Here is a 20123-nt window from a genome sequence, read left to right on the forward strand (position 1 = left end):
CAGGAGTGACATGAAAGCCAGCACACCCCTCGACCACGGCTGGACCCTGCGCCTCGACCCGCGCGGGCACCGGCCGGAGCAGGCCGCGGACGCGCTCGTGGACGAGGGAGTCCCCGCGCGCGTGCCCGGCTGCGCGCACACCGACCTCCTCGCGGCCGGGCTCATTCCCGACCCGTACCTCGGCCGGAACGAGGAGGAGGTCGCGTGGGTTGGCCGCGCCGACTGGACGTACCGCACGACGCTCGCGGGGGGCTCCGGGGGCGGGCACGAGCGCGCCGACCTCGTCTTCGACGGGCTCGACACCGTCGCCGAGGTGCGGATCGGCGGGCGGGTGCTCGGCCGGACCCGCAACATGCACCGCGCGTACCGCTTCGACGCGACGCAGGCCCTCGCGGCGGGCGGGGACGTGCCCCTGGAGGTCGCCTTCACGTCCGCGTACAAGGAGGCCGAAGCGGTGCGCGCGCGGCTCGGGCCGCGCCCGAACGCGTACCCGGAGCCCTTCAACTTCGTCCGCAAGATGGCGAGTTCCTTCGGTTGGGACTGGGGCCCCACGCTCGTCACGGCCGGGATCTGGCGGCAGGCGCGGCTGGAGTGCTGGTCGCTCGCGCGGCTCGCCGAGGTGCGGCCCGAGGTGACGGTGGGCGAGGACGGCACCGGGCGGGTCCGGGTCCGGATCGCCGTCGAGCGGACCGCGGGCGGGGCCGCGCGCACCCTGCGCGCCTCGGTGCGGGTCGCGGGCGCCGAGACGACAGCTCAGCTCCCGCCGGGCTCCGACGTCGTGACAGTGCTCGTGGAGGTGCCGGACGTCGCGCTGTGGTGGCCGCGCGGCTACGGCGCACAGCCGCTGTACGACTGCGAGGTGACGCTCGGCACGGACGACACCGAAGAGGTGGCGCTCGACTCCTGGGAGCGGCGCGTCGGCTTCCGCACCGTCCTGCTCGACACCGCCGAGGACGCGGAGGGCAGCGCCTTCACCCTCCGGGTCAACGGGCAGCCGGTCTTCGCGCGCGGCGTGAACTGGATTCCGGACGACACGCTCGTCTCGCGCGTCGACGCGGCGCGCTACCGGCGCCGCCTCGGCCAGGCGACGGACGCGGGCGTCAACCTCGTGCGGGTGTGGGGCGGCGGGATCTACGAGAGCGAGGACTTCTACGACGCCTGCGACGAGGCGGGGCTGCTCGTGTGGCAGGACTTCCTCTTCGCGTGCGCCGCCTACCCCGAGGAGGAGCCGCTGCGCACGGAGGTGGAGGCGGAGGCGCGCGAGAACGTCGTACGGCTCATGCCGCATCCCTCGCTCGTCCTGTGGAACGGCAACAACGAGAACCTGTGGGGTTTCCGGGACTGGGGCTGGGCCGAGGAGCTGAACGGCGCTTCGTGGGGCGAGGGTTACTACCTCGACCTGCTCCCCCGCATCGTCGCCGAGGCCGATCCCACGCGCCCCTACTGGGCCGGCAGCCCGTGGTCCGGCTCCCCCGAGCGGCACCCGAACGACCCCCGGCACGGCACGACGCACTCCTGGGAGGTGTGGAACCGGCTCGACTACGCCGCCTACCGCGAGGACGTCCCGCGCTTCATGGCCGAGTTCGGCTGGCAGGCGCCCCCGGCCTACGCGACGCTGCGCCGGGCGCTCGGCGATAACCAGCTCGCCCCGGACTCACCGGACATGCTCCACCACCAGAAGGCGGCGGACGGCAACGGGAAGCTCGCGCGCGGCCTCGCCCCGCACTTCGAGGCGCCCGGCGACTTCGACGCGTGGCACTACCTGACGCAGCTCAACCAGGCCCGCGCGGTCGCGACCGGGATCGAGCACTGGCGCGCGCACTGGCCGGTGTGCGCGGGAACGGTCCTGTGGCAACTCAACGACTGCTGGCCGGTGACGAGTTGGGCGGCGATCGACGGGGACGAGCGCGAGAAGCCGCTCTACCACGAGCTGCGCCGCCTGTACGCGGACCGGCTCCTGGGCCTCACCGTGCGGGACGGGCGGCTCGCGCTCGCCGTCGTCAACGACGCGCCCACGCCGTGGCAGGGCCGGGCGCGGGTGCGGAGGCTGGACGCGAAGGGGGTCGAAGCGGCGGCGTACGAGCCGGAGTTCACCGTGGCGGCGCGAGCGGTGGGGCTGGTCGAACTGCCCGCCGCGCTCACGGAGCCCGGCGACCCGGCGCGTGAGTTCCTGGTGGCCGAGGCGGACGGGCTGCGCGCCCTTCATTTCGCCGTGGCCGACAAGGATTTCGTCTCTCCCGCGGGCGAGGTGCGCACGGAGGTCGTGGAGACGGCGGAGGGCGCGGACGTGACCGTGACGGCGCACACGCTCGTACGGGACCTGCTGCTCCAGGCGGACCGGCTCGCCCCGACCGCGAAGGCGGACCGGGGGCTCGTGACGCTGCTGCCCGGCGAGTCGGTGACGTACCGGGTCAGCGGCTGGGACGGGACGGGGGCGGTGGACGCGGCGCTGTGGTGGGTCGACAAGGCGCGGAGCGCTGCCGGTTGAGGAGGTGCGGGCCCGGGGCGCGGCACCCCGGGCCCGTGCCCGCGCGTCATCGCGCGCGGGAGTGCCGCCCGCGTGCCCACAGGACGAGGGCCCCGGCCACGACGACCGCCGCTCCCCCGCCCGCCCACCAGGCGGCGGCGTGGCTCCCTCCCGATGCGCCGGGGCCCGCGCCCGTGACGGTGACGGCCGCCTTGTCGTTCGCGGGCTCGGGGTCGGCCGGGTACTCCTTGCCGCCCCGCCCGCGCAGGCGGACGGAGCCGTCACCGCTCGCGGTGCCGAGGCGGAGGCGGAAGGCGAGCCGTTGGGTGTCCCCCGGCTCGTGGACGGTGAGGGGGCACGTGTAGACGCCCGCCTTGTCGTGCGTGCACAGGGGCTCGAAGTAGTCCTCGTCCAGCTCCTCCATCGGCTCCTTGAGGACGCGCGCGCCCTGGGGCGGGGTGAAGCGGATCTCCACGGGCGGATTCTGGCCGGGGTCGCCGGGACCGTTGTTCGTGGCGCCGATCCTGACGTCCCGTTCCTCGCCCGTGCCGCCGGGCACGCGGGTGCCGACCGCCGCGTAGTCGGAGGGGTTGTCGACGGAGAAGTGGGTCCAGGCGGTGTCCTCGTCGCTCCACGTGCCGGTGGTGCCCTTGCCGGGCTCCGGGCGCAGGGCGGGGCCCTTGCCGGGCTCGCCCTCGTCGGGGACGACAACGCCTTCGTACGGGCCGAGGTCGAGGGGCCACGCGGACTGGTACAGGCTTCCGGCGGTCTCGGTCTTCGGGGCGCGCAGGTCGAGGCCGGGGGCGAGGCCGACGCTCTCGCCGGGGGCGAGGTCGAGCGCGGGGAAACGGCAGACCGCCGTGGCGGCGTGGTAGCTGCAGTTCGAGAAGCGTTCCGTCGTGGGCGTCATGGCGTCGGTGGTGTAGGTGAGGCCGAGGCCGTGCGCGGGGGTCTCGCCCGCGTTGCGCACGACGAAGGCGAAGGGGGTGCGGGCACCGGGGCGCAGGTGGGCGACCTTCTCGGGGCGGCGGATCTCCAGGACGGGGCCGCCGACCACGACGCGGGTGGTGGCCTCGCTCACCTTGCCGCCCGGGGCCTCGTAGCGCATGCGCAGGTCCCCCGCGTCCCCGGCTTTGCTGCCGGGCGCGGCGTACGGGAGGGCGCCGGCCCAGTCGGCCCAGCTGTTGTAGCTCGCGCCGACCGCGCAGACGATCCGGGTGCGGTCGCCCGAACAGCCGTTGCCGAACTTCTTGAGACGCAGGACGTCCCCGGCACCGGAGACGTCCATGATCAGGCGGCCCGTCTTCTTCCCCGCGACGGCGTCGCCGTCGTAGGAGACGTGCAGCCGCTTGTCGCGCGCGGGTCGCTTCCGGCCCCCGGGCGGGGCGATGTGGTACGTCGCGGGGGCGGTCAGGTGCGGTTCGGCGGCGGCGGCCGGGGCGGTCCCGAGAGGGACCACGCCCGTGAGGCACGCCGCGAGGGCGAGGAGGACGCCGCGCGTCCGGGGGGCGTGGGGGCGAACAGGCATGCGGTCCAGTCGATCACGCGGGACTCCGGGCGCGGACGGCGCCCCGCCCCCGTACCGCCGTCGGACGCCCCGTCGGGAGCGTCCGGCCCCCGTCGGGAGTCCCCTCAGCTCTCGTCCCCCTCCAGGTCCCCCTCCGTCTCCAGGTACACCTGCCGCAGCGCGTCGAGCACCGCCGGGTCCGGCTCGGCCCACATGCCGCGCGACTCGGCCTCCAGGAGGCGTTCCGCGATGCCGTGCAGGGCCCAGGGGTTGGCCTCCTGGAGGAAGGCGCGGTTCGTCTCGTCCAGGACGTACGTCTCGGTGAGCTTGTCGTACATCCAGTCGGCGATGACGCCCGTCGTCGCGTCGTAGCCGAACAAGTAGTCCACGGTGGCGGCGAGTTCGAAGGCGCCCTTGTAGCCGTGGCGGCGCATCGCCTCGATCCAGCGGGGGTTGACGACGCGGGCGCGGAAGACGCGCGAGGTCTCCTCGACGAGGGTGCGGGTGCGGACCGTCTCGGGGCGGGTCGAGTCGCCGATGTACGCCTCGGGCGCGGTGCCGCGCAGCGCGCGCACGGCGGCGACCATGCCGCCGTGGTACTGGAAGTAGTCGTCGGAGTCCGCGATGTCGTGCTCGCGCGTGTCGGTGTTCTTCGCGGCGACGGCGATCCTGCGGTACGCGGTCTCCATCTCCTCGCGCGCGGGCCGCCCTTCGAGGCCGCGCCCGTACGCGTACCCGCCCCACACCGTGTAGACCTCCGCGAGGTCGGCGTCGGTGCGCCAGTCGCGCGAGTCGATGAGCTGGAGCAGTCCCGCTCCGTAGGTGCCCGGCCGGGAGCCGAAGATGCGGGTCGTGGCGCGGCGTTCGTCGCCGTGCTCGCCCACGTCGCGCTGGACGTGGGCGCGGATGTGGTTGACGTCCTCGGGCTCGTCGAGCGAGGCGGCGAGGCGGACGGCGTCGTCCAGGAGGCCGACCGTGTGCGGGAACGCGTCGCGGAAGAAGCCGGAGATGCGCAGGGTCACGTCGACGCGGGGGCGGCCGAGTTCCTCGTACGGGACCGCTTCGAGCCCGGTGACGCGGCGCGAGGCGTCGTCCCACACGGGGCGGACGCCGAGCAGCGCGAGGGCTTCGGCGATGTCGTCCCCGGCCGTGCGCATCGCGCTCGTGCCCCACAGCGAGAGCCCGACCGAGGTGGGCCACTCGCCGTGATCGGCGCGGTAGCGGTCCAGGAGCGAGGTCGCGAGGGCCTGCCCGGTCTCCCAGGCGAGGCGCGAGGGGACGGCCTTCGGGTCGACGGAGTAGAAGTTGCGGCCGGTCGGGAGGACGTTGACGAGGCCGCGCAGCGGGGAGCCGGAGGGCCCGGCCGGGACGAAACCGCCGCGCAGGGCGTGCAGGGTGTGGTCGAGTTCGTCGGTCGTCGCCGCGAGGCGCGGGACCACCTCGCGCGCGGCGAAGGCGAGGACCGCGCGGACGTCCTCGTTCTCGTCCTCGGGCAGGGCCTTCAGGTCCCAGTCCGCGTCGTCCATCGCCCGGACGAGGGCGCGGGCGCGCTCCTCGGCGGCGTCGGCGCTCGCGAGGGTCGCGGCGGACTCGTCGAGGCCGAGCGCTTCGCGCAGCCCGGGGAGCGCCTGGGTGCCGCCCCAGATCTGGCGGGCGCGCAGGATCGCGAGGACGAGGTTGACGCGGTCGGTGGCGGCCGGGGCCTTGCCGAGGACGTGGAGGCCGTCGCGGATCTGGGCGTCCTTGACCTCGCAGAGCCAGCCGTCGACGTGGAGCAGGAAGTCGTCGAAGCCGTCGTCGTCGGGGCGGTCGTCGAGGCCGAGGTCGTGGTCGAGGCGCGCGGCCTGGATGAGGGTCCAGATCTGGGCACGGATCGCGGGGAGCTTCGCGGGGTCCATCGCGGCGATCTGGGCGTGCTCGTCCAGGAGTTGTTCGAGGCGCGCGATGTCCCCGTAGGACTCCGCGCGGGCCATCGGCGGCACGAGGTGGTCGACGAGGGTCGCGTGGACGCGGCGCTTGGCCTGGGTGCCCTCGCCGGGGTCGTTGACGAGGAAGGGGTAGACGAGGGGCAGGTCGCCGAGCGCGGCGTCGGGGCCGCACGCGGCGGAGAGCCCCGCGTTCTTGCCGGGCAGCCACTCCAGGTTGCCGTGCTTGCCGAGGTGCACCATCGCGTCGGCGCCGAAGCCGCCCTCGCGCGTCGGCGCGGCGATCCAGCGGTAGGCGGCGAGGTAGTGGTGCGAGGGGGGCAGGTCGGGGTCGTGGTAGATCGCGATGGGGTTCTCGCCGAAGCCGCGCGGGGGCTGGATGAGGACGAGGAGGTTCCCGAAGCGGAGCGCGGCGAGGACGATGTCGCCCTCCGGGTTCGCGCTCCGGTCGACGAACATCTCGCCGGGCGCGGGCCCCCAGTGCTCCTCGACCGCCTCGCGCAGCTCCTCGGGGAGCGTGGCGAACCAGCGGCGGTAGTCGGCGGCGGGGATGCGGACCGGGTTGGCCGCGAGCTGTTCCTCGGTGAGCCAGTCCCGGTCGTGGCCGCCCGCGTCGATGAGCGCGCGGATCAGCTCGTCGCCGTCGCCGGACTCGACGCCGGGCACCGGCTCCGTGCCGAAGTCGTAGCCCTCGGCGAGGAGGCGGCGCAGCAGGGCGATAGCGCTCGCGGGGGTGTCGAGACCGACCGCGTTGCCGATGCGGGAGTGCTTGGTGGGGTACGCGGACAGGACGAGCGCGAGGCGCTTGTCGGCCGCGGGGATGTGGCGCAGGCGGGCGTGGCGCACGGCGATCCCGGCGACGCGCGCGGCGCGCTCGGGGTCGGCGACGTAGGCGGGGAGGCCGTCGGCGTCGATCTCCTTGAAGGAGAAGGGGACGGTGATGAGGCGGCCGTCGAACTCGGGTACGGCGATCTGGCTGGCGGCGTCGAGCGGCGAGACGCCCTCGTCGTTCTCCGCCCAGTCGGCGCGCGAGCCGGTGAGGCACAGGGCCTGGAGGATCGGTACGTCGAGCCCGGCGAGCGCGCCCGCGTCCCACGCCTCCTCGTCGCCGCCCGCGCTTGCCTCGGCGGGGCGCGTGCCGCCCGCGGCGAGGACGGTGGTGACGAGGACGTCGGCGGTGCGGAGCGTGTCGAGCAGCCCCTCCTCGGGGGTGCGCAGCGAGGCCACGTAGAGCGGGAGCGCCTGCGCCCCCGCCTCCTCGACGGCCTCGCACAGGGCGTTCACGAAGCCGGTGTTGCCGCTCATGTGGTGGGCGCGGTAGTAGAGCACCGCGACGACCGGACCCGTGGTGGTGCGCGGGGTGCGGTCCAGGGGGCCCCAGGAGGGCGCTGGGGCGGGCGCGTCGAAGCCGTGCCCGGTGAGGAGCACGGTGTCGGAGAGGAAGCGGGCGAGGTGTTCGAGGTTCGCGGGGCCGCCGTGGGCGAGGTACGCGTGGGCCTCGGCCGCGAGGCCGACCGGGACGGTGGACGCGGCCATGAGCTGGGCGTCCGGTGCCTGCTCACCGCTCAGCACCACGACGGGCCTGCCGTCGGCGAGGAGCACGTCGAGCCCCTCCTGCCAGACGCGGATGCCGCCGAGGAGCCGTACGACGACGAGGTCGACGCCTTCGAGGAGGGCGGGGAGTTCGTCGAGTGCGAGCCGCGAGGGGTTCGCGAAGCGGTACGGGACCGGGCCCGCGGCGGCGCGGGCGCTGAGCAGGTCCGTGTCGGACGTCGACAGGAGCAGGAACATGCGGCGTCAGGCCCTTCCTCGGGGTGTCCACGCCCCGGGCGGTGTTCGGACGGCGGGAGTTCCTGACTCACACGCGCGGGGTGCGCGTGCTCACAGTGGCGGGACCGCGCCGGATTCGCACCGGGCTTCCTCCCATGTCGCCGTCTGGCGGTGGCGGACCGGGTGGGGCCGCCGAGTGGTCATAGTACGGGGGGCCGCGCGGCGGGGATACGGGGCAGGGGGCGAGGGCGGCAACGACCGGCGGTCGGCGGTACGGGGCGCGGTGGGGGGGCGGCGGTACGGGGCGCGGGCCGGAGACGGCGAGCGTCGGCGGTACGGGGACGGGCGGGGCGGGCTCACCGGGCGGTGGATCGGTATGCTCGCCGCCATGCCCTCCCCTCTTCCGCGCCCCGCCGTGCCTCCGGCGTCCCCGGCGCCTCCGGCGAGCGCCGCCGGGAGCCGTGGTGACGCCTGTCCCGGTGCGCTGCGGCTGCACCTCGCCGACGACGGCGGGCTCGCGCGGGTGCGGATACCCGGCGGGGTCCTCGACGCGGGGCAGGCGGAGGTCCTGGGCGCGCTGGCTCTGCGGCACGGCGACGGGGACCTGCACCTGACCTCGCGGGGCAACGTGCAGCTGCGCGGCCTCGACCCCGCTTCCGGGGACGCGCTCGGCCGGGCCCTCGCGGAGGCGGGCCTGCTCCCCTCGCCCGCCCACGAACGCGTCCGCAACATCGTCGCCTCGCCGCTCTCCGGGCTCGACGGCCACGGGGTGCGGCCCGTGCGCGCCTGGTTGCGCGCGCTCGACGCCGGGCTGTGCGGCAGCGCGCGGGCCGCCGCCCTCTCCGGGCGGTTCCTCTTCGCGCTCGACGACGGCCGGGGCGACATGACCGCGCTGAGGGCCGACGTGACGGTGCGCGCCCTGCCGCAGGACGAGGCGCTGGTGTCCGTCGGCGGTGCGCGCTTCGTCGTGGCCGCCGACGACGCCCCTCGTGCGGCCCTGCGCGCGGCCGAGGTCTTCCTCGACGCCGTGGCACGCGCCCCCGAAAGCACCCGCGTGTGGCGGGTCGCCGAGCTGCCGGACGGCCCGCCCCTCGCGGAAGCGGTACGGGACCGGCTCGCCGACGAGGGCGTGCCGACCCGTACCGCCGTCGCCGGGCCGCCGCTCCCGGAAGCGGCCCCGCCCGCACCCGGCCCGTACCCCGGCGCGCTCGCCGTGCACGTCCCCCTGGGACGCCTCTCCCCCACCGCCTGGCGGGAGTTGGCGCACGCCGGGACGGAGCTGCGGCTCACCCCGTGGCGCGGTGTCGTCGTCGCCGGGCCCGCCGAGGACGCCGCCGCGCGGCTCGCCGGGGCCGGGCTCGTCACCGCGCCCGGATCGCCGTGGCCGCGTGTCGGCGCCTGCGTGGGACAGCCGGGGTGCGCGCGGGCCCGCGCCGACGTGCGCGGCGACGCGGCACGGGCGCTGCCCGCCGTCGCCGTCTCCCCCCTTCCCCTGTACTGGTCGGCGTGCGAGCGGCGCTGCGGCCGGCCCGCGGAGCCGCACGCCGACGTCGTCGCGGGGCCGGACGGCGGCTACCTCCTCTCCGTCCCGGGCCGGGCCCCGCGCCCGGTGGACCCGGCGGACCCCGCGCGCCTCGCGGCGGCACTCCGGGCGCCGACGGGGCCCTGACGAGCGGCCCCGACCCCACTTCCCCCGTACGCACCACCACACCGAGAGCAGCGAGACCCGTGAGCACCCGCTACACCTACGAGAAGGACGGCCCGGCGATCTACCGGGAGTCCTTCGCCACCATCCGCGCCGAGGCCGAACTCGGCGGGCTGCCACCGGAGATCGCGCAGGTCGCGGTCCGGATGATCCACGCCTGCGGCATGGTCGACCTCGTACGGGACCTCGTGTACTCGCCGGACGTGGTGAGGCGGGCGCGGGCGGCGCTGCGCGCGGGCGCGCCGATCCTCACCGACGTCAAGATGGTCGCGAGCGGTGTCACGCGCAAGCGGCTGCCCGCCGACAACGAAGTGGTGTGCACCCTGTCGGACCCCGCCGTTCCCACGCTCGCGAGGGAACTCGGGACGACGCGCAGCGCCGCCGCGCTCGACCTGTGGGGCGACCGCCTCGACGGCGCCGTGGTCGCGGTCGGGAACGCGCCGACCGCGCTCTTCCGGCTCCTGGAGCTGGTCGACGCGGGCGCGCCCCGGCCCGCCGCCGTCATCGGGGTGCCGGTCGGTTTCGTCGGCGCCGCCGAGTCGAAGGACGCGCTCGCCGCGCACGGCGGTCTTGACCACTTGGTGGTCCGGGGCAGGCGCGGGGGCAGCGCCCTCGCCGCCGCCGCGCTCAACGCGCTCGCGAGCGAGGAAGAATGAGCGGCAAGCTGTACGGGGTCGGGCTCGGCCCCGGGGACCCCTCGCTCCTGACCGTGCGGGCCGTCGAGGTCATCGGCGAGGCGGACGTGATCGCGTACCACAGCGCGCGGCACGGCCGGTCTATCGCGCGCGGCATCGCGGAGCGGTACCTGCGCGAGGACCACGTCGAGGAACTGCTCGTCTACCCGGTGACGACCGAGACGACGGACCATCCCGGCGGCTACCGGGGGGCGTTGGAGGAGTTCTACGAGGAGGCGGCGGCGCGGCTCGCCGCGCACCTGGACGCGGGGCGCACGGTCGCGGTGCTCGCGGAGGGCGACCCGTTCTTCTACGGTTCGTACCAGCACATGCACAAGCGGCTCGCGCACCGCTACGAGACCGAGGTGGTGCCCGGCGTCACGTCGTTCGCCGCCGCCTCGGCGCGGCTCGGACGGCCGCTCGTCGAGGGCGAGGAGGTGCTGACCGTGCTGCCGGGCACGCTCCCGGAGGAGGAACTGGCCGCGCGGCTCGCCGCGACGGACTCGGCCGTCGTGATGAAACTGGGCCGTACCTTCCCCAAGGTGCGCCGTGCGCTGGAGAGTGCGGGGCGGCTCGACGAGGCGCGGTACGTGGAGCGGGCGACGATGGACGGGGAGCGGACGGCGGCGCTCGCGGACGTGGACGCCGCCGCGGTGCCGTACTTCTCGGTCGCCGTCCTGCCGAGCCGGGTCGCCGCCGGGCGGCCTGAACCGGTCGCGGGGCGCGGCGAGGTGGTCGTGGTCGGGACGGGTCCCGCCGGGCCGCTGTGGCTGACGCCGGAGTCGCGGGGCGCGCTGGCCGCGGCGGACGACCTCGTGGGTTACGCGACGTACATCGACCGCGTGCCGGAGCGCCCGGGGCAGTCGCGGCACGCGTCGGACAACCGGGTGGAGTCCGAACGCGCCGAGTTCGCCTTGCAGCTGGCGGCACGCGGGCGCCGCGTCGCGGTCGTCTCCGGGGGCGACCCCGGGGTGTTCGCGATGGCGACGGCGGTACTCGAAGTGGCTTCGCGGAAGGAGTACGCGGACGTGCCCGTGCGCGTCCTGCCGGGGGTGACCGCGGCGAACGCGGCGGCGGCGCGGGCCGGCGCGCCGCTGGGGCACGACTACGCGGTGTTCTCGCTCTCGGACCGGCTCAAGCCGTGGGAGGTGGTGGCGCGGCGGCTGCGCGCCGCCGCGGGCGCCGACCTCGTCCTCGCGCTCTACAACCCCGGTTCGGGGAGCCGTACGTGGCAGGTGGGCGCGGCCCGTGACGTGCTCCTGGAGCACCGCGCGCCGGGTACCCCGGTCGTGGTGGCGCGTGATGTCGGGGGCGCGGGTGAGCGGGTGCGGATCGTGCGGCTCGCGGACCTCGATCCCGCCGACGTGGACATGCGCACGATCCTGCTCGTCGGCTCCTCACGGACGCGGGTGGTGCGGCGCGGGGACGGCGAGGAGATCGTGTGGACGCCGAGGAGGTACCCGGCCTGACGGGGGAGGGCCGGGCACCTCGGGCGAGGTGTCCGGCCCTCCCGTCCGGCGCGGGCCCGGCGTTCTCTTGGGACACGGCGACGTGCGCGGCCTGGTTCGGTTCCGTCAGCGCGGGAGGCGGGCCGTCACGGCGCGGGGAGAACGGGCCGTCAGCGCAGGAGCGCGGGAAGCTCCGAGACGGAGGCGATGACGTGGGTGGCACCCGCCTCCCGCAGTGCCTCGCGCTCGTGCGCGCCCGTGAGCACGCCGACGACGGCACCCGCTCCGGCGTGCACGCCGCTCGCCATGTCGTACGCGGTGTCCCCGACCACGGCCACCTGCCGAACGTCGTCGGTGGCCCGGGTGCGCAGGAACGCCTCCAGCACCATGTCCGGGTAGGGGCGCCCCCGGCCGCCCGCGTCCGCCGGGCACAGGGTGAGCGCGGCGAGGTCCCGCCAGCCGAGCGCGTCGAGGATCGCGTCCTGGGTGGCCCTCGCGAAGCCGGTCGTCAGCACGACGGTGCGTCCGTCCGCCGTGAGTTCCCCGATCGCCTCGCGGGCCCCGTCGACGGGGGCGACGAGACCTTCACCGATGAGTGCCCCGTACGCCTTCTCGAAGACGGTGTTGGCGCGGCGGGCGGATTCCTCGTCGCCGAAGAGGTGCCGGAAGACGGAGATCTTCGATTCGCCCATCGTGGCGCGGACGTAGGCGAGTTTGGCCTCGTGGTCGGCGGAGCCCGGGGCGACGCCCAGTTCGGCGGCAGCCGCTTCGAAGGCGCGCTCGACCAGGCCGCCGTCCGCGACGGTGGTGCCCGCCATGTCGAGGACCACGAGGCGGATGTCCCGGTCGGTCGTGGGGTTGTCGGTCTGCGGCACGCGTGTGCTCCGTTCGAAGGTGGTGTGGGGTGTCATGACAGGCGGCGGCGCACCGCCGCCGAGATCCGGTCCACGACGACGACCAGGACCAGGACGACGAGGATGTGGGTGAGCATCTCGTCGAACTGGAACAGCTTGATGGACTGGTTGATCAGGAAGCCGATGCCCCCGGCGCCGACCAGGCCGAGGACCAGGGAGGAACGGACGTTGACGTCCAGGCGGTACATCAGCAGGCCGGTGAGTTGCGGGGTGACGGTCGGGAGCAGGGCGTGCGCCGCGATCTGCGCGCGGCTCGCCCCGGCCGAGCGCAGCACCTGGGAGGGGCCGGGGTCGGCGTCCTCGATGGCCTCGGCCCAGAGCTTGCCCATGACGCCGATGTTGTGCAGGAGCAGCGCCAGCACGCCGGGGAAGGGGCCGAGGCCGACCGCGGTGACGAAGATCAGCGCGAAGACGACGTCGGGCACGGCCCGCAGGAACGACAGCAGGGAGCGCGTCGCCTGGTAGACCCAGGGCGCGGGGGCCGTGGTGCGCGCGGCGAGCAGCCCGAGGAGCAGTGAGGCCGGCACGGAGAGCGTGGTGCCGAGCAGGCCGATCCACAGGGTGACGAGGGCGGCGGACAGGCTCGGCTGGAGGACGTCCCAGCTCAGGTCGGGCGGGAAGGCTTCGGCGAGGAAGTCGGCCATGCCGTCCCGGCCCTCCACGAGGGCGGTGAAGGACATGCCGGTGGAGTTCCAGGCGATGACGTGGGCGGCGACGACGACGGCGGCGATGATCCAGCCCGCGGCCTGGGCCCTGGGGCGGCGGGGGCGGGGCGGGACGGGGAGGCGCGCGGGCTTTTCGAGGGTGGTGGTCATGACACGGGCTCCACTGCGGAGGACTGGTACAGGGTGTCGACGTCCAGCCCGGGTGCCCCGTCGAGCAGGACGCGGCCGTCGCGCAGGCCGATGATCCGGTCCGCGTGCCGGTCGGCGAGCGCCGGCTGGTGCAGGACGGCGAGGACGGGCAGTTTCTCGCGGTGCGCGAGGTCGGCGAGCAGGCCGAGGACCTGCTCGGAGGCGGCCGGGTCGAGGGCGGAGACCGGTTCGTCGGCCAGGAGGACGCGCGGGCGCTGGCACAGGGCGCGCGCCACGGCGACGCGCTGCTGCTGTCCGCCGGAGAGGCCACCGGCCCGGTCGTGGGCCCGGTCGGCGAGGCCGACCCGGTCCAGACAGGCCATGGCCTCCTCGCGTACGTCGTGCGGGAAGAGGGCGGGGTGCAGGGAGTGGCGCGGCGACAGCCGCCCGAGGGCACCGGCGCACACGTTCTCCAGGGCGGTGCGCCGCCGGACGAGGTGGATGTGCTGGAAGATCATGGCGATGTCGAGGGGGCCGCAGGGGCGGCTGTCGAGGGTCACGCTGCCCGCTGTCATGGGCTGGAGGCCGATGACGGCCCGCAGGAGCGTGGACTTTCCGGAGCCGTTGGCCCCCAGGACCGCCACCATCTCGCCGGGGGCGGCACTCACGTCGACGCCGTGCAGCACGGTCCGCGGGCCGTAGCTCACGGTGATGCCGGACATCCTGAGCATCAGACGTCCTTCTCGGTGAGGTGGAGGGTGTCCGCCAGGTCGAAGAGGGTCTGGTAGGTCGACTTGTCGACGGCGACGAGGGGGGCCGGGGGGTCGACGTCGAGCAGGGCGCCGATCTTCCCGACCTTGTCGGCGGGGAGCTTCAGCAGGGCGTCCACAATGGCCTTCTTGAACGTCGCGTCGAGGTCTCCGCGGACCGTGATCGGGTCGTTCGGGACGGGTTCGGAGCCCCATATCCTGCGGTACTTCGACGGGTCGAAGGTGCCGGACTCGGTGGCGCCGGCGAGCTGCTGGGAGTTGATCTCGGCGGCGTCGACCGTGTCGTTGGTCAGGGCGAGCAGTGCCTCGGGGTGACCACCGGCGTAGTTCGTCCTGACGTCGGACGCCTTCAGGCCGGCGTCGAGGAGGGCCTTGCGCGGCAGGGCGTCCCCAGAGGTGGACCCGGCCGAGGCGAGGGCGAGGGAGTGGCCCTTGAGGTCCTTGACGGTCTTCAGGGGCGAGTCCTTGGGGACCCAGATCCCGGCGGTGTAGCTGGAGACCTTGCCGTGCTCGTCGCTGAAGGAGGCGAGGGCCTCGGCCTTGGCCCGCTTGCTGGCGAAGACGTATCCGAGCGGCCCGAACATCGCGAGGTCGAGCTTGCCGTTCTGCATGGCGAGGACTTCGGCGGAGTAGTCGTCCGTGATCGTCAGCTCGACCTCGCAGTCAAGGGTCTCCTCGAGGGCGTCGGCCAGGACCTTCGCCGCCGGGGTGAGCTTGTCGGGGTCCTCGAAGGGCTCGACCCCGAAGCGAATCCTGCCGTCGGGGCAGGTCGCGGAGGTCTTCGCGCTCTTGTCGGACGAGTCGCTCCCGCAGGCGGTGAGGCCGAGTGCCGGGACGAGCAGGAGGGAGGTGGCGAGGGTGAGGCGACGGACGGACACGGTGACTCCGGTCGGGTGGAGAGGAATGCGGGGAGGGTGGTGAGGGGGGAGGGGCCCAAGGCGGCCACGATCAAGGTGGCCGTTCGGGCCACCCCGGGTCAATACTTGTATCTACAGGTTGCCAAGTGTTCACCTGGCGGTCGGCGCGGGGCGCCGCTCGGGCGTCGGCACAGGTGGTGCGAGGGGTGGTGCGGGGAGTCGTGCGGGGGAAGGAGGTGTGGCCGAGGCCGGCCGCGGTGCGGGTCGCCTCGAAGAGCCGGTCGCCGTCCCGGTTGATCCGGGTCGCGGTGACAGCGGGACGGACTGGCGGCGGGAGCAGTGGAGTTGCGCCCGGGCGCGGCTCCTCCGGGCGTGACGGACGCGGGGCCGCCTTGCCCGCGCGAGCCGCATCGGCCCCGGGTCGAGCTGGTACCAAAGCTGTAAGGTCAAGAGCATGGCCACACCAATGCACCGCTCCATCGCCGCCGAGTTGCGACAGCGCATCCGCACCGGGGCGATGAAGGTCGGCGAGTCGCTGCCGTCCGAGGCGCGGCTGTGCGAGGAGTTCACCGCTTCGCGCGGGCCGGTGCGGCAGGCGCTCGCGGCGTTGCGGGACGAGGGCCTGATCAGCGGGGGCCAGGGCAAGCGGGCCGTCGTCCTCGACGTCGTGGCCGCCCAGCCGTTCGAGACCTTCATGTCCTTCACCCGCCGCGCCGAGGTCACGGGCCACGCGCCGGGGCAGCGCCTGCAGGAGATCGCGCTGCGCCGTCCCGGGCCGGAGGTCGCCGCGGCCCTCCAGATCGATCCCGAGGACCTCGCGGTCCAACTGGTGCGGCTGCGGCTGCTCGACGGCCGGCCCGCCATGCTGGAGCGCATGACGTACATCGAGGCGGTCGGCAGGCCGCTGATCGACGCCGACCTCGACGCCGGGTCCATCTACGCCCTGCTCAGCGAGCGGGGGGTGGACCTGCATTCGGCCCGTCACACCTTCGACGCCGTACCGGCCGACGCGCTGGACGCCCGGCTGCTCGACGTGCCCGAGGGCCACCCGCTGCTGCGGGAGAGGCGGCTGACGACGGACGCCCAGGGCGTTCCCCTGGAGTGGTCGGACGACCGCTACCGGGCGGACGTCGCGACCGTCACCGTGACCAACACGCGCAGCGCGCGGACCATGATGCTGTGAGAAGCGGACGCGCCGGTCCGCCCCGGGGCGTGCGGGCGTCAGCGGGACGGGCCGCGCGCACGTCCCGGTCCCGTCACGCGGAGGGCACGACGGCCTGCCGGGGCGCCACGGCGTCGTGAGCCGCCGCGACGGCCTCGTCCAGCCCTTCCAACGGGTAGGCGCCTTCGACGAGTTCGGCGAACGGGAGCCGTCGGTGGTGTGCGGCCAGGAAGTCGACCGCCCGCTGGAGGTCGGCGGGCCGGTAGTTGTGCACGCCCACCAGCCTGTGCAGCCCGCGCACCACCCACTCGGGGTCCAGCGCCACCGGGTCCCCGGGGGACACCGAGCCGGCGAGCACAGCCGTGCCGCCCACCGCCAGGGACCGCAGGCACGCCTCGACGGCTTCCGCGCGGCCGGACAGCTCGACGGCGACGTCCATGTCCTCCGGCACGCCGTCCGTGTCACAGACCCTCACCGCGCCGAAGCGCAGGGCGCGTTTCCTGCGCAGTGGGTGCGGGTCCATGACGACGACGTGCGCGCCCGCCGAGGCCGCCATGGCCGCGGCGGTGACACCGAGCATGCCCGCGCCGGTCACCAGGACCTGCCGGCCCTCCAGGGGACCGGCCTCGGCGAGCACGGCGGCGACCGTGGCGGTGGCGCAGGAGGCGGGACACACGACGCGGTCGGGCAGGCCGTCGGGCACCGCGACGACGGCCGTGCCCGGCAGCACCACGCAGTGCGTGGCGAAGCCGCCGGTCAGCGGCGCGGCCTCGTCCAGCGCCTCGTGCCCGTACTTGCGGAGCCGTCGGCACTTCTGCGGCATGGCGCGCGCGCAGCGATCGCAGTCGCCGCACGAGGCGGACACCGACCACACCACCCGCATCCCGGGCTCGACGGGCGTGCCGTCCACGCAGGACGCCCCTCCCGCGCCGACGGCGACCACCGTGCCCACCTGCTCGTGGCCCAGCACGGCGGGAACGGGGGACGGACGGCGCCCGCGCACGGTGTGCAGATCGCTGCCGCACACGGTCGCCAGGTCGATCCGGACGAGCGTCTCCCCCGGGGCGGGGCGCGGAAGGCCGGTCGTCACCAGCGCGAAGGGCCGGCCCACCCCCTCCCAGCGCGCGTAGCGAGCCCGGTCCCCGTGTTGACTGTTCAGAGCGTTGACGTCGTTCACGCGAGGCAACTTGTCATAACCGGGAAGCTCTCGCAAGACCTGTATATATAAGTCGAGGGAAAGTCGCGGTGAATTCCGCGGCCTAAGGCGCGCCGGGCGTGCGGCTGTGCGGCCGTGCGCCCGCCGCCGAGGGTTCCGGGGGGCACTGACCGACGTCTACGGGGCGAGCGCCGCCAGCCAGTCGAGGGCGCCCGCCGGGTCCGCCGCCTCCGGCACCCCGTCCGGTACGGGCGGTCTGCGGACGACGACCACCGGGATGCCCGCCTCGCGCGCCGCCGTGAGCTTCGGCGCCGTGGCCGCTCCCCCGCTGTCCTTCGTGACGAGGAGGTCCACGCGGTGGCGGGCGAGCAGGGCGCGTTCCCCTTCGAGCGTGAACGGGCCCCGGTCGAGGAGGACTTCGGCACGGGCGGGGAGCGGCGGCTCGGGCGGGTCGACCGCGCGCACGAGGAACCACAGGCCGGGGCGCCCGGTGAAGGCGGCGAGCCCTGTACGGCCCGTCGTCAGGAAGACGCGGGTGCCGAGCGCGGGCAGGAGGGACGCCGCCTCGTCGAGCGAGGCCGCGTCGTGCCAGTCATCGCCCGGGGCGCGGGTCCAGCCGGGGCGGCGCAGGGCGAGGAGCGGGACGCCCGCCCCGGCGGCGGCCCCGGCCGCGTGGAAGCTCATCGTGGCGGCGAAGGGGTGGGTCGCGTCGACGAGCGCGACGACGTGGTGCGCGCGCAGCCAGGCCGTGAGCCCGCCCGTACCGCCGAAGCCGCCGACGCGCACGGCACCCGGCAGGGCGCGCGGGGCGGCGACGCGGCCTGCGAGCGAGGTCGTGACGCGCCAGGGGGTGCCGGTCAGCGCCTCGGCGAGACGGCGGGCCTCCGTCGTACCGCCGAGGATCAGGACGTGCGGGGCGGGCACGGCGCGGTCAGCACGTGTGGCGCTCGCGCGCCGCCGAGTAGAGGTGGCTGTCGCGGAACGAGGAGGCGCCCAGGGTGCGGCCGACCAAGATGACGGCGGTGCGGGTGATCCCCGCGGCCCTGGTCTCGGCGGCGATCGTGCCGAGCGTGCCGCGCAGGATCAGCTCCTCGGGCCGGGAGGCGTGGGCGACGACGGCGGCGGGGCAGTCGGCGCCGTAGTGCGGGAGGAGTTCGGCGGTGACGCGGTCGACGTAGCGGGCGGCGAGGTGCAGGACGAGGAGGGCGCCGCTGCGGCCGAGGGTCGCGAGGTCCTCGCCCTCGGGCATGGGGGTCGCCTCCTGTGCGACACGGGTGAGGACGACGGTCTGGCCGACCGTGGGCACGGTCAGTTCCCGCTTCAGCGCGGCAGCGGCGGCGGCGAAGGCGGGGACGCCCGGGACGACCTCGTACGGGATGCCGAGGGCGTCGAGGCGGCGCATCTGCTCGGCGACCGCGCTGAAGACGGAGGGGTCGCCCGAGTGGAGGCGGGCCACGTCCTGACCGGCCTCGTGCGCGCGGGAGAACTCGGCGGTGATGGCGTCGAGATCGAGGTGCGCGGTGTCGACGAGGCGCGCGCCGGGCGGGCACTCGGCGAGGAGTTCGGCGGGGACGAGGCTGCCCGCGTACAGGCACACGGGGCAGCGGGCGAGGGTGCGCGCGCCGCGCAGGGTGATGAGGTCGGCGGCGCCGGGACCCGCGCCGATGAAGTACACGGTCATGGGATGTCAGCTCCAGAGGGGGTCTTCTCGACGAGCCACTGCGTCAGCGGCATGGCCTGGCGCCAGCCCGTGAAGCCGCCGACGGGGACGGCGTGCGCGACCGAGAGCCGCACGAGTTCACCCCCGTAGCGCTTCCGGGCCGCGCTCAGCACCGCCTCGGACTCCAGCGTCACGGTGTTGGCCACGAGCCTGCCGCCCTCGGGCAGCGCCGCCCAGCAGGCGTCGAGCAGGCCCGGTGCGGTGAGTCCGCCGCCGATGAACACGGCGTCGGGCGTGGGCAGTCCGGTGAGCGCGGCGGGCGCGGCCCCGGTCACGACGCGGAGCGCGGGGACGCCGAGGCGGTCGGCGTTCTCGCTGATGCGCGCGGCGCGCACGGGGTCGCGCTCGACGCTGAACGCGCGGCAGGACGGGTGGGTGCGCAGCCACTCGATCGCGATCGATCCCGAGCCGCCGCCGACATCCCACAGGACTTCCCCGGGCGCGGGCGCGAGCGCCGCGAGGGTGACGGCGCGCGGGTAGCGCTTGGTGAGCTGCCCGTCGTGCGCGTACGCCTCGTCGGGCAGTCCCGGCACGGCGCCGAGGCGCGGGGCCCCCGGGGCGCGCCGGCACTCGACGGCGACGATGTGCAGCGGGTCCGCGTCCGGGGCGTCCCACGCGTCGGCGGTGGCTTCGGGGCTCGTGCGTTCCCGGGGGCCGCCGAGTTGTTCGAGCACCCGCAGGCGGCTGGGCCCGAAGCCGCGCGCGCGGAGCAGTGCCGCGACCTGCACGGGGGTGTCGGGTCCCGCGCCGAGGACGAGGAGGCGGCGGCGCGGGTGGAGGGCCGCGGCGATCCGGGCGAGGGGGCGCCCGACGACGGAGACGACGTCCACGTCCTCGCGGGCCCAGCCGAGGCGGGCGCACGCGTGGGCGACGGAGGAGGGGTGCGGCAGGACGCGGACGGCGTCGGGGCCGAGGAGAGCGGTGAGGGTCCGGCCGATCCCGTAGAACATCGGGTCGCCGCTCGCGAGGACGACGCGTGTGCGCCCGTCGTGCGCGGCGAGCAGTCCGGGGAGCGCCGGGCGCAGCGGCGAGGGCCAGGGGACGCGGACGGCGGCGCACTCGGGGGGCAGCAGGTCCAGTTGGCGGGGGCCGCCGAAGACCACGTCGGCCGCGCGCAGGACGGCGCGGGACGCCTCGGGGACACCGGGCCAGCCCTCGGCGCCGATACCGACGACGGTGACGGCGTCCTGCGGGGCGGGGGCGGGCGCTGCGGTCACGTGCGCGGTCCTCGGGCTCGGGTCGGGGCTGGTGCCC

15 protein-coding genes and 1 riboswitch are annotated in these 20123 nt (G+C 75.2%); of the genes, 5 read left to right on the plus strand and 10 right to left on the minus strand.

The genetic code is table 11. The features are described 5' to 3' along the window. Window positions 1-10: 10 nt before the first annotated feature. Complete coding sequence (locus STTU_RS01850) at window positions 11-2488, plus strand: glycoside hydrolase family 2 protein (protein WP_007819261.1); 2478 nt, start codon at window positions 11-13, stop codon at window positions 2486-2488. 46 nt (window positions 2489-2534) lie between these two features. Here the strand turns inward: STTU_RS01850 and STTU_RS01855 are convergent, their stop codons facing one another. Then, on the minus strand, window positions 2535-3995 hold the full coding sequence (locus tag STTU_RS01855; RefSeq protein WP_007819262.1) for a hypothetical protein: 1461 nt from the start codon (window positions 3993-3995) through the stop codon (window positions 2535-2537). Window positions 3996-4099: 104 nt separating this feature from the next. After that, window positions 4100-7690, minus strand: a complete 3591-nt coding sequence (cobN, locus tag STTU_RS01860; RefSeq protein ID WP_007819263.1) for a cobaltochelatase subunit CobN — start codon at window positions 7688-7690, stop codon at window positions 4100-4102. Between the two features lie 56 nt (window positions 7691-7746). Beyond that, window positions 7747-7822: riboswitch (cobalamin riboswitch) on the minus strand. A 223-nt stretch (window positions 7823-8045) separates the two neighbouring features. On the opposite strand from cobN, the gene STTU_RS01865 reads away from it, so the two are divergent. From STTU_RS01865 to STTU_RS01875, 3 genes are read left to right on the plus strand one after another with little or no spacing between them, the layout of a single operon-like run. Continuing rightward, window positions 8046-9338: a nitrite/sulfite reductase gene (locus STTU_RS01865; protein ID WP_043253777.1), complete on the plus strand. Its 1293-nt coding sequence runs from the start codon at window positions 8046-8048 to the stop codon at window positions 9336-9338. Window positions 9339-9397: 59 nt separating this feature from the next. Further along, window positions 9398-10030: a precorrin-8X methylmutase gene (locus STTU_RS01870; protein WP_007819268.1), complete on the plus strand. Its 633-nt coding sequence runs from the start codon at window positions 9398-9400 to the stop codon at window positions 10028-10030. Then, window positions 10027-11517 (plus strand): precorrin-2 C(20)-methyltransferase, encoded by a 1491-nt coding sequence (locus STTU_RS01875; protein WP_043253779.1) that lies wholly within the window; start codon window positions 10027-10029, stop codon window positions 11515-11517. Before STTU_RS01870 ends, STTU_RS01875 begins: the two co-directional genes overlap by 4 nt. Before the next feature lie 149 nt (window positions 11518-11666). Here STTU_RS01875 and STTU_RS01880 read toward each other — a convergent pair whose 3' ends face one another. Genes STTU_RS01880 through STTU_RS01895 form a run of 4 tightly spaced genes read right to left on the minus strand, consistent with a single transcriptional unit; the run spans window position 11667 to window position 14852 of the window. Further along, complete coding sequence (locus tag STTU_RS01880; protein WP_007819272.1) at window positions 11667-12371, minus strand: phosphonatase-like hydrolase; 705 nt, start codon at window positions 12369-12371, stop codon at window positions 11667-11669. Between the two features lie 32 nt (window positions 12372-12403). Next, window positions 12404-13225 carry a phosphonate ABC transporter, permease protein PhnE gene (gene phnE / locus STTU_RS01885; RefSeq protein ID WP_043253782.1) on the minus strand — a complete coding sequence of 274 codons (822 nt, stop codon included), beginning with the start codon at window positions 13223-13225 and terminating at the stop codon, window positions 12404-12406. Further along, the gene (locus STTU_RS01890; RefSeq protein WP_007819276.1) at window positions 13222-13935 is read right to left on the minus strand and encodes a phosphonate ABC transporter ATP-binding protein; all 714 of its coding nucleotides are present in this window, start codon (window positions 13933-13935) and stop codon (window positions 13222-13224) included. The genes phnE and STTU_RS01890 overlap by 4 nt, the downstream gene beginning before the upstream one ends. Then, window positions 13935-14852, minus strand: a complete 918-nt coding sequence (locus STTU_RS01895; RefSeq protein WP_007819279.1) for a phosphate/phosphite/phosphonate ABC transporter substrate-binding protein — start codon at window positions 14850-14852, stop codon at window positions 13935-13937. Before STTU_RS01895 ends, STTU_RS01890 begins: the two co-directional genes overlap by 1 nt. A 433-nt stretch (window positions 14853-15285) precedes the next feature. On the opposite strand from STTU_RS01895, the gene STTU_RS01900 reads away from it, so the two are divergent. Continuing rightward, window positions 15286-16014: a GntR family transcriptional regulator gene (locus STTU_RS01900; protein WP_043253785.1), complete on the plus strand. Its 729-nt coding sequence runs from the start codon at window positions 15286-15288 to the stop codon at window positions 16012-16014. Between the two features lie 73 nt (window positions 16015-16087). Here STTU_RS01900 and STTU_RS01905 read toward each other — a convergent pair whose 3' ends face one another. From STTU_RS01905 to STTU_RS01920, 4 genes are all read right to left on the minus strand, one after another. Beyond that, window positions 16088-17170, minus strand: a complete 1083-nt coding sequence (locus STTU_RS01905; protein ID WP_043253787.1) for a zinc-binding dehydrogenase — start codon at window positions 17168-17170, stop codon at window positions 16088-16090. 156 nt (window positions 17171-17326) lie between these two features. Continuing rightward, window positions 17327-18073, minus strand: coding sequence for a cobalt-precorrin-6A reductase (locus STTU_RS01910; RefSeq protein ID WP_007819284.1), 747 nt, complete (start codon window positions 18071-18073; stop codon window positions 17327-17329). A gap of 7 nt (window positions 18074-18080) precedes the next feature. After that, window positions 18081-18830 (minus strand): precorrin-4 C(11)-methyltransferase, encoded by a 750-nt coding sequence (cobM, locus tag STTU_RS01915; protein ID WP_043253790.1) that lies wholly within the window; start codon window positions 18828-18830, stop codon window positions 18081-18083. Next, on the minus strand, window positions 18827-20086 hold the full coding sequence (locus STTU_RS01920; RefSeq protein WP_007819286.1) for a bifunctional cobalt-precorrin-7 (C(5))-methyltransferase/cobalt-precorrin-6B (C(15))-methyltransferase: 1260 nt from the start codon (window positions 20084-20086) through the stop codon (window positions 18827-18829). The genes cobM and STTU_RS01920 overlap by 4 nt, the downstream gene beginning before the upstream one ends. Window positions 20087-20123: the final 37 nt, after the last annotated feature.

This window comes from Streptomyces sp. Tu6071, assembly GCF_000213055.1.
GTDB lineage: Bacteria > Actinomycetota > Actinomycetes > Streptomycetales > Streptomycetaceae > Streptomyces > Streptomyces evansiae.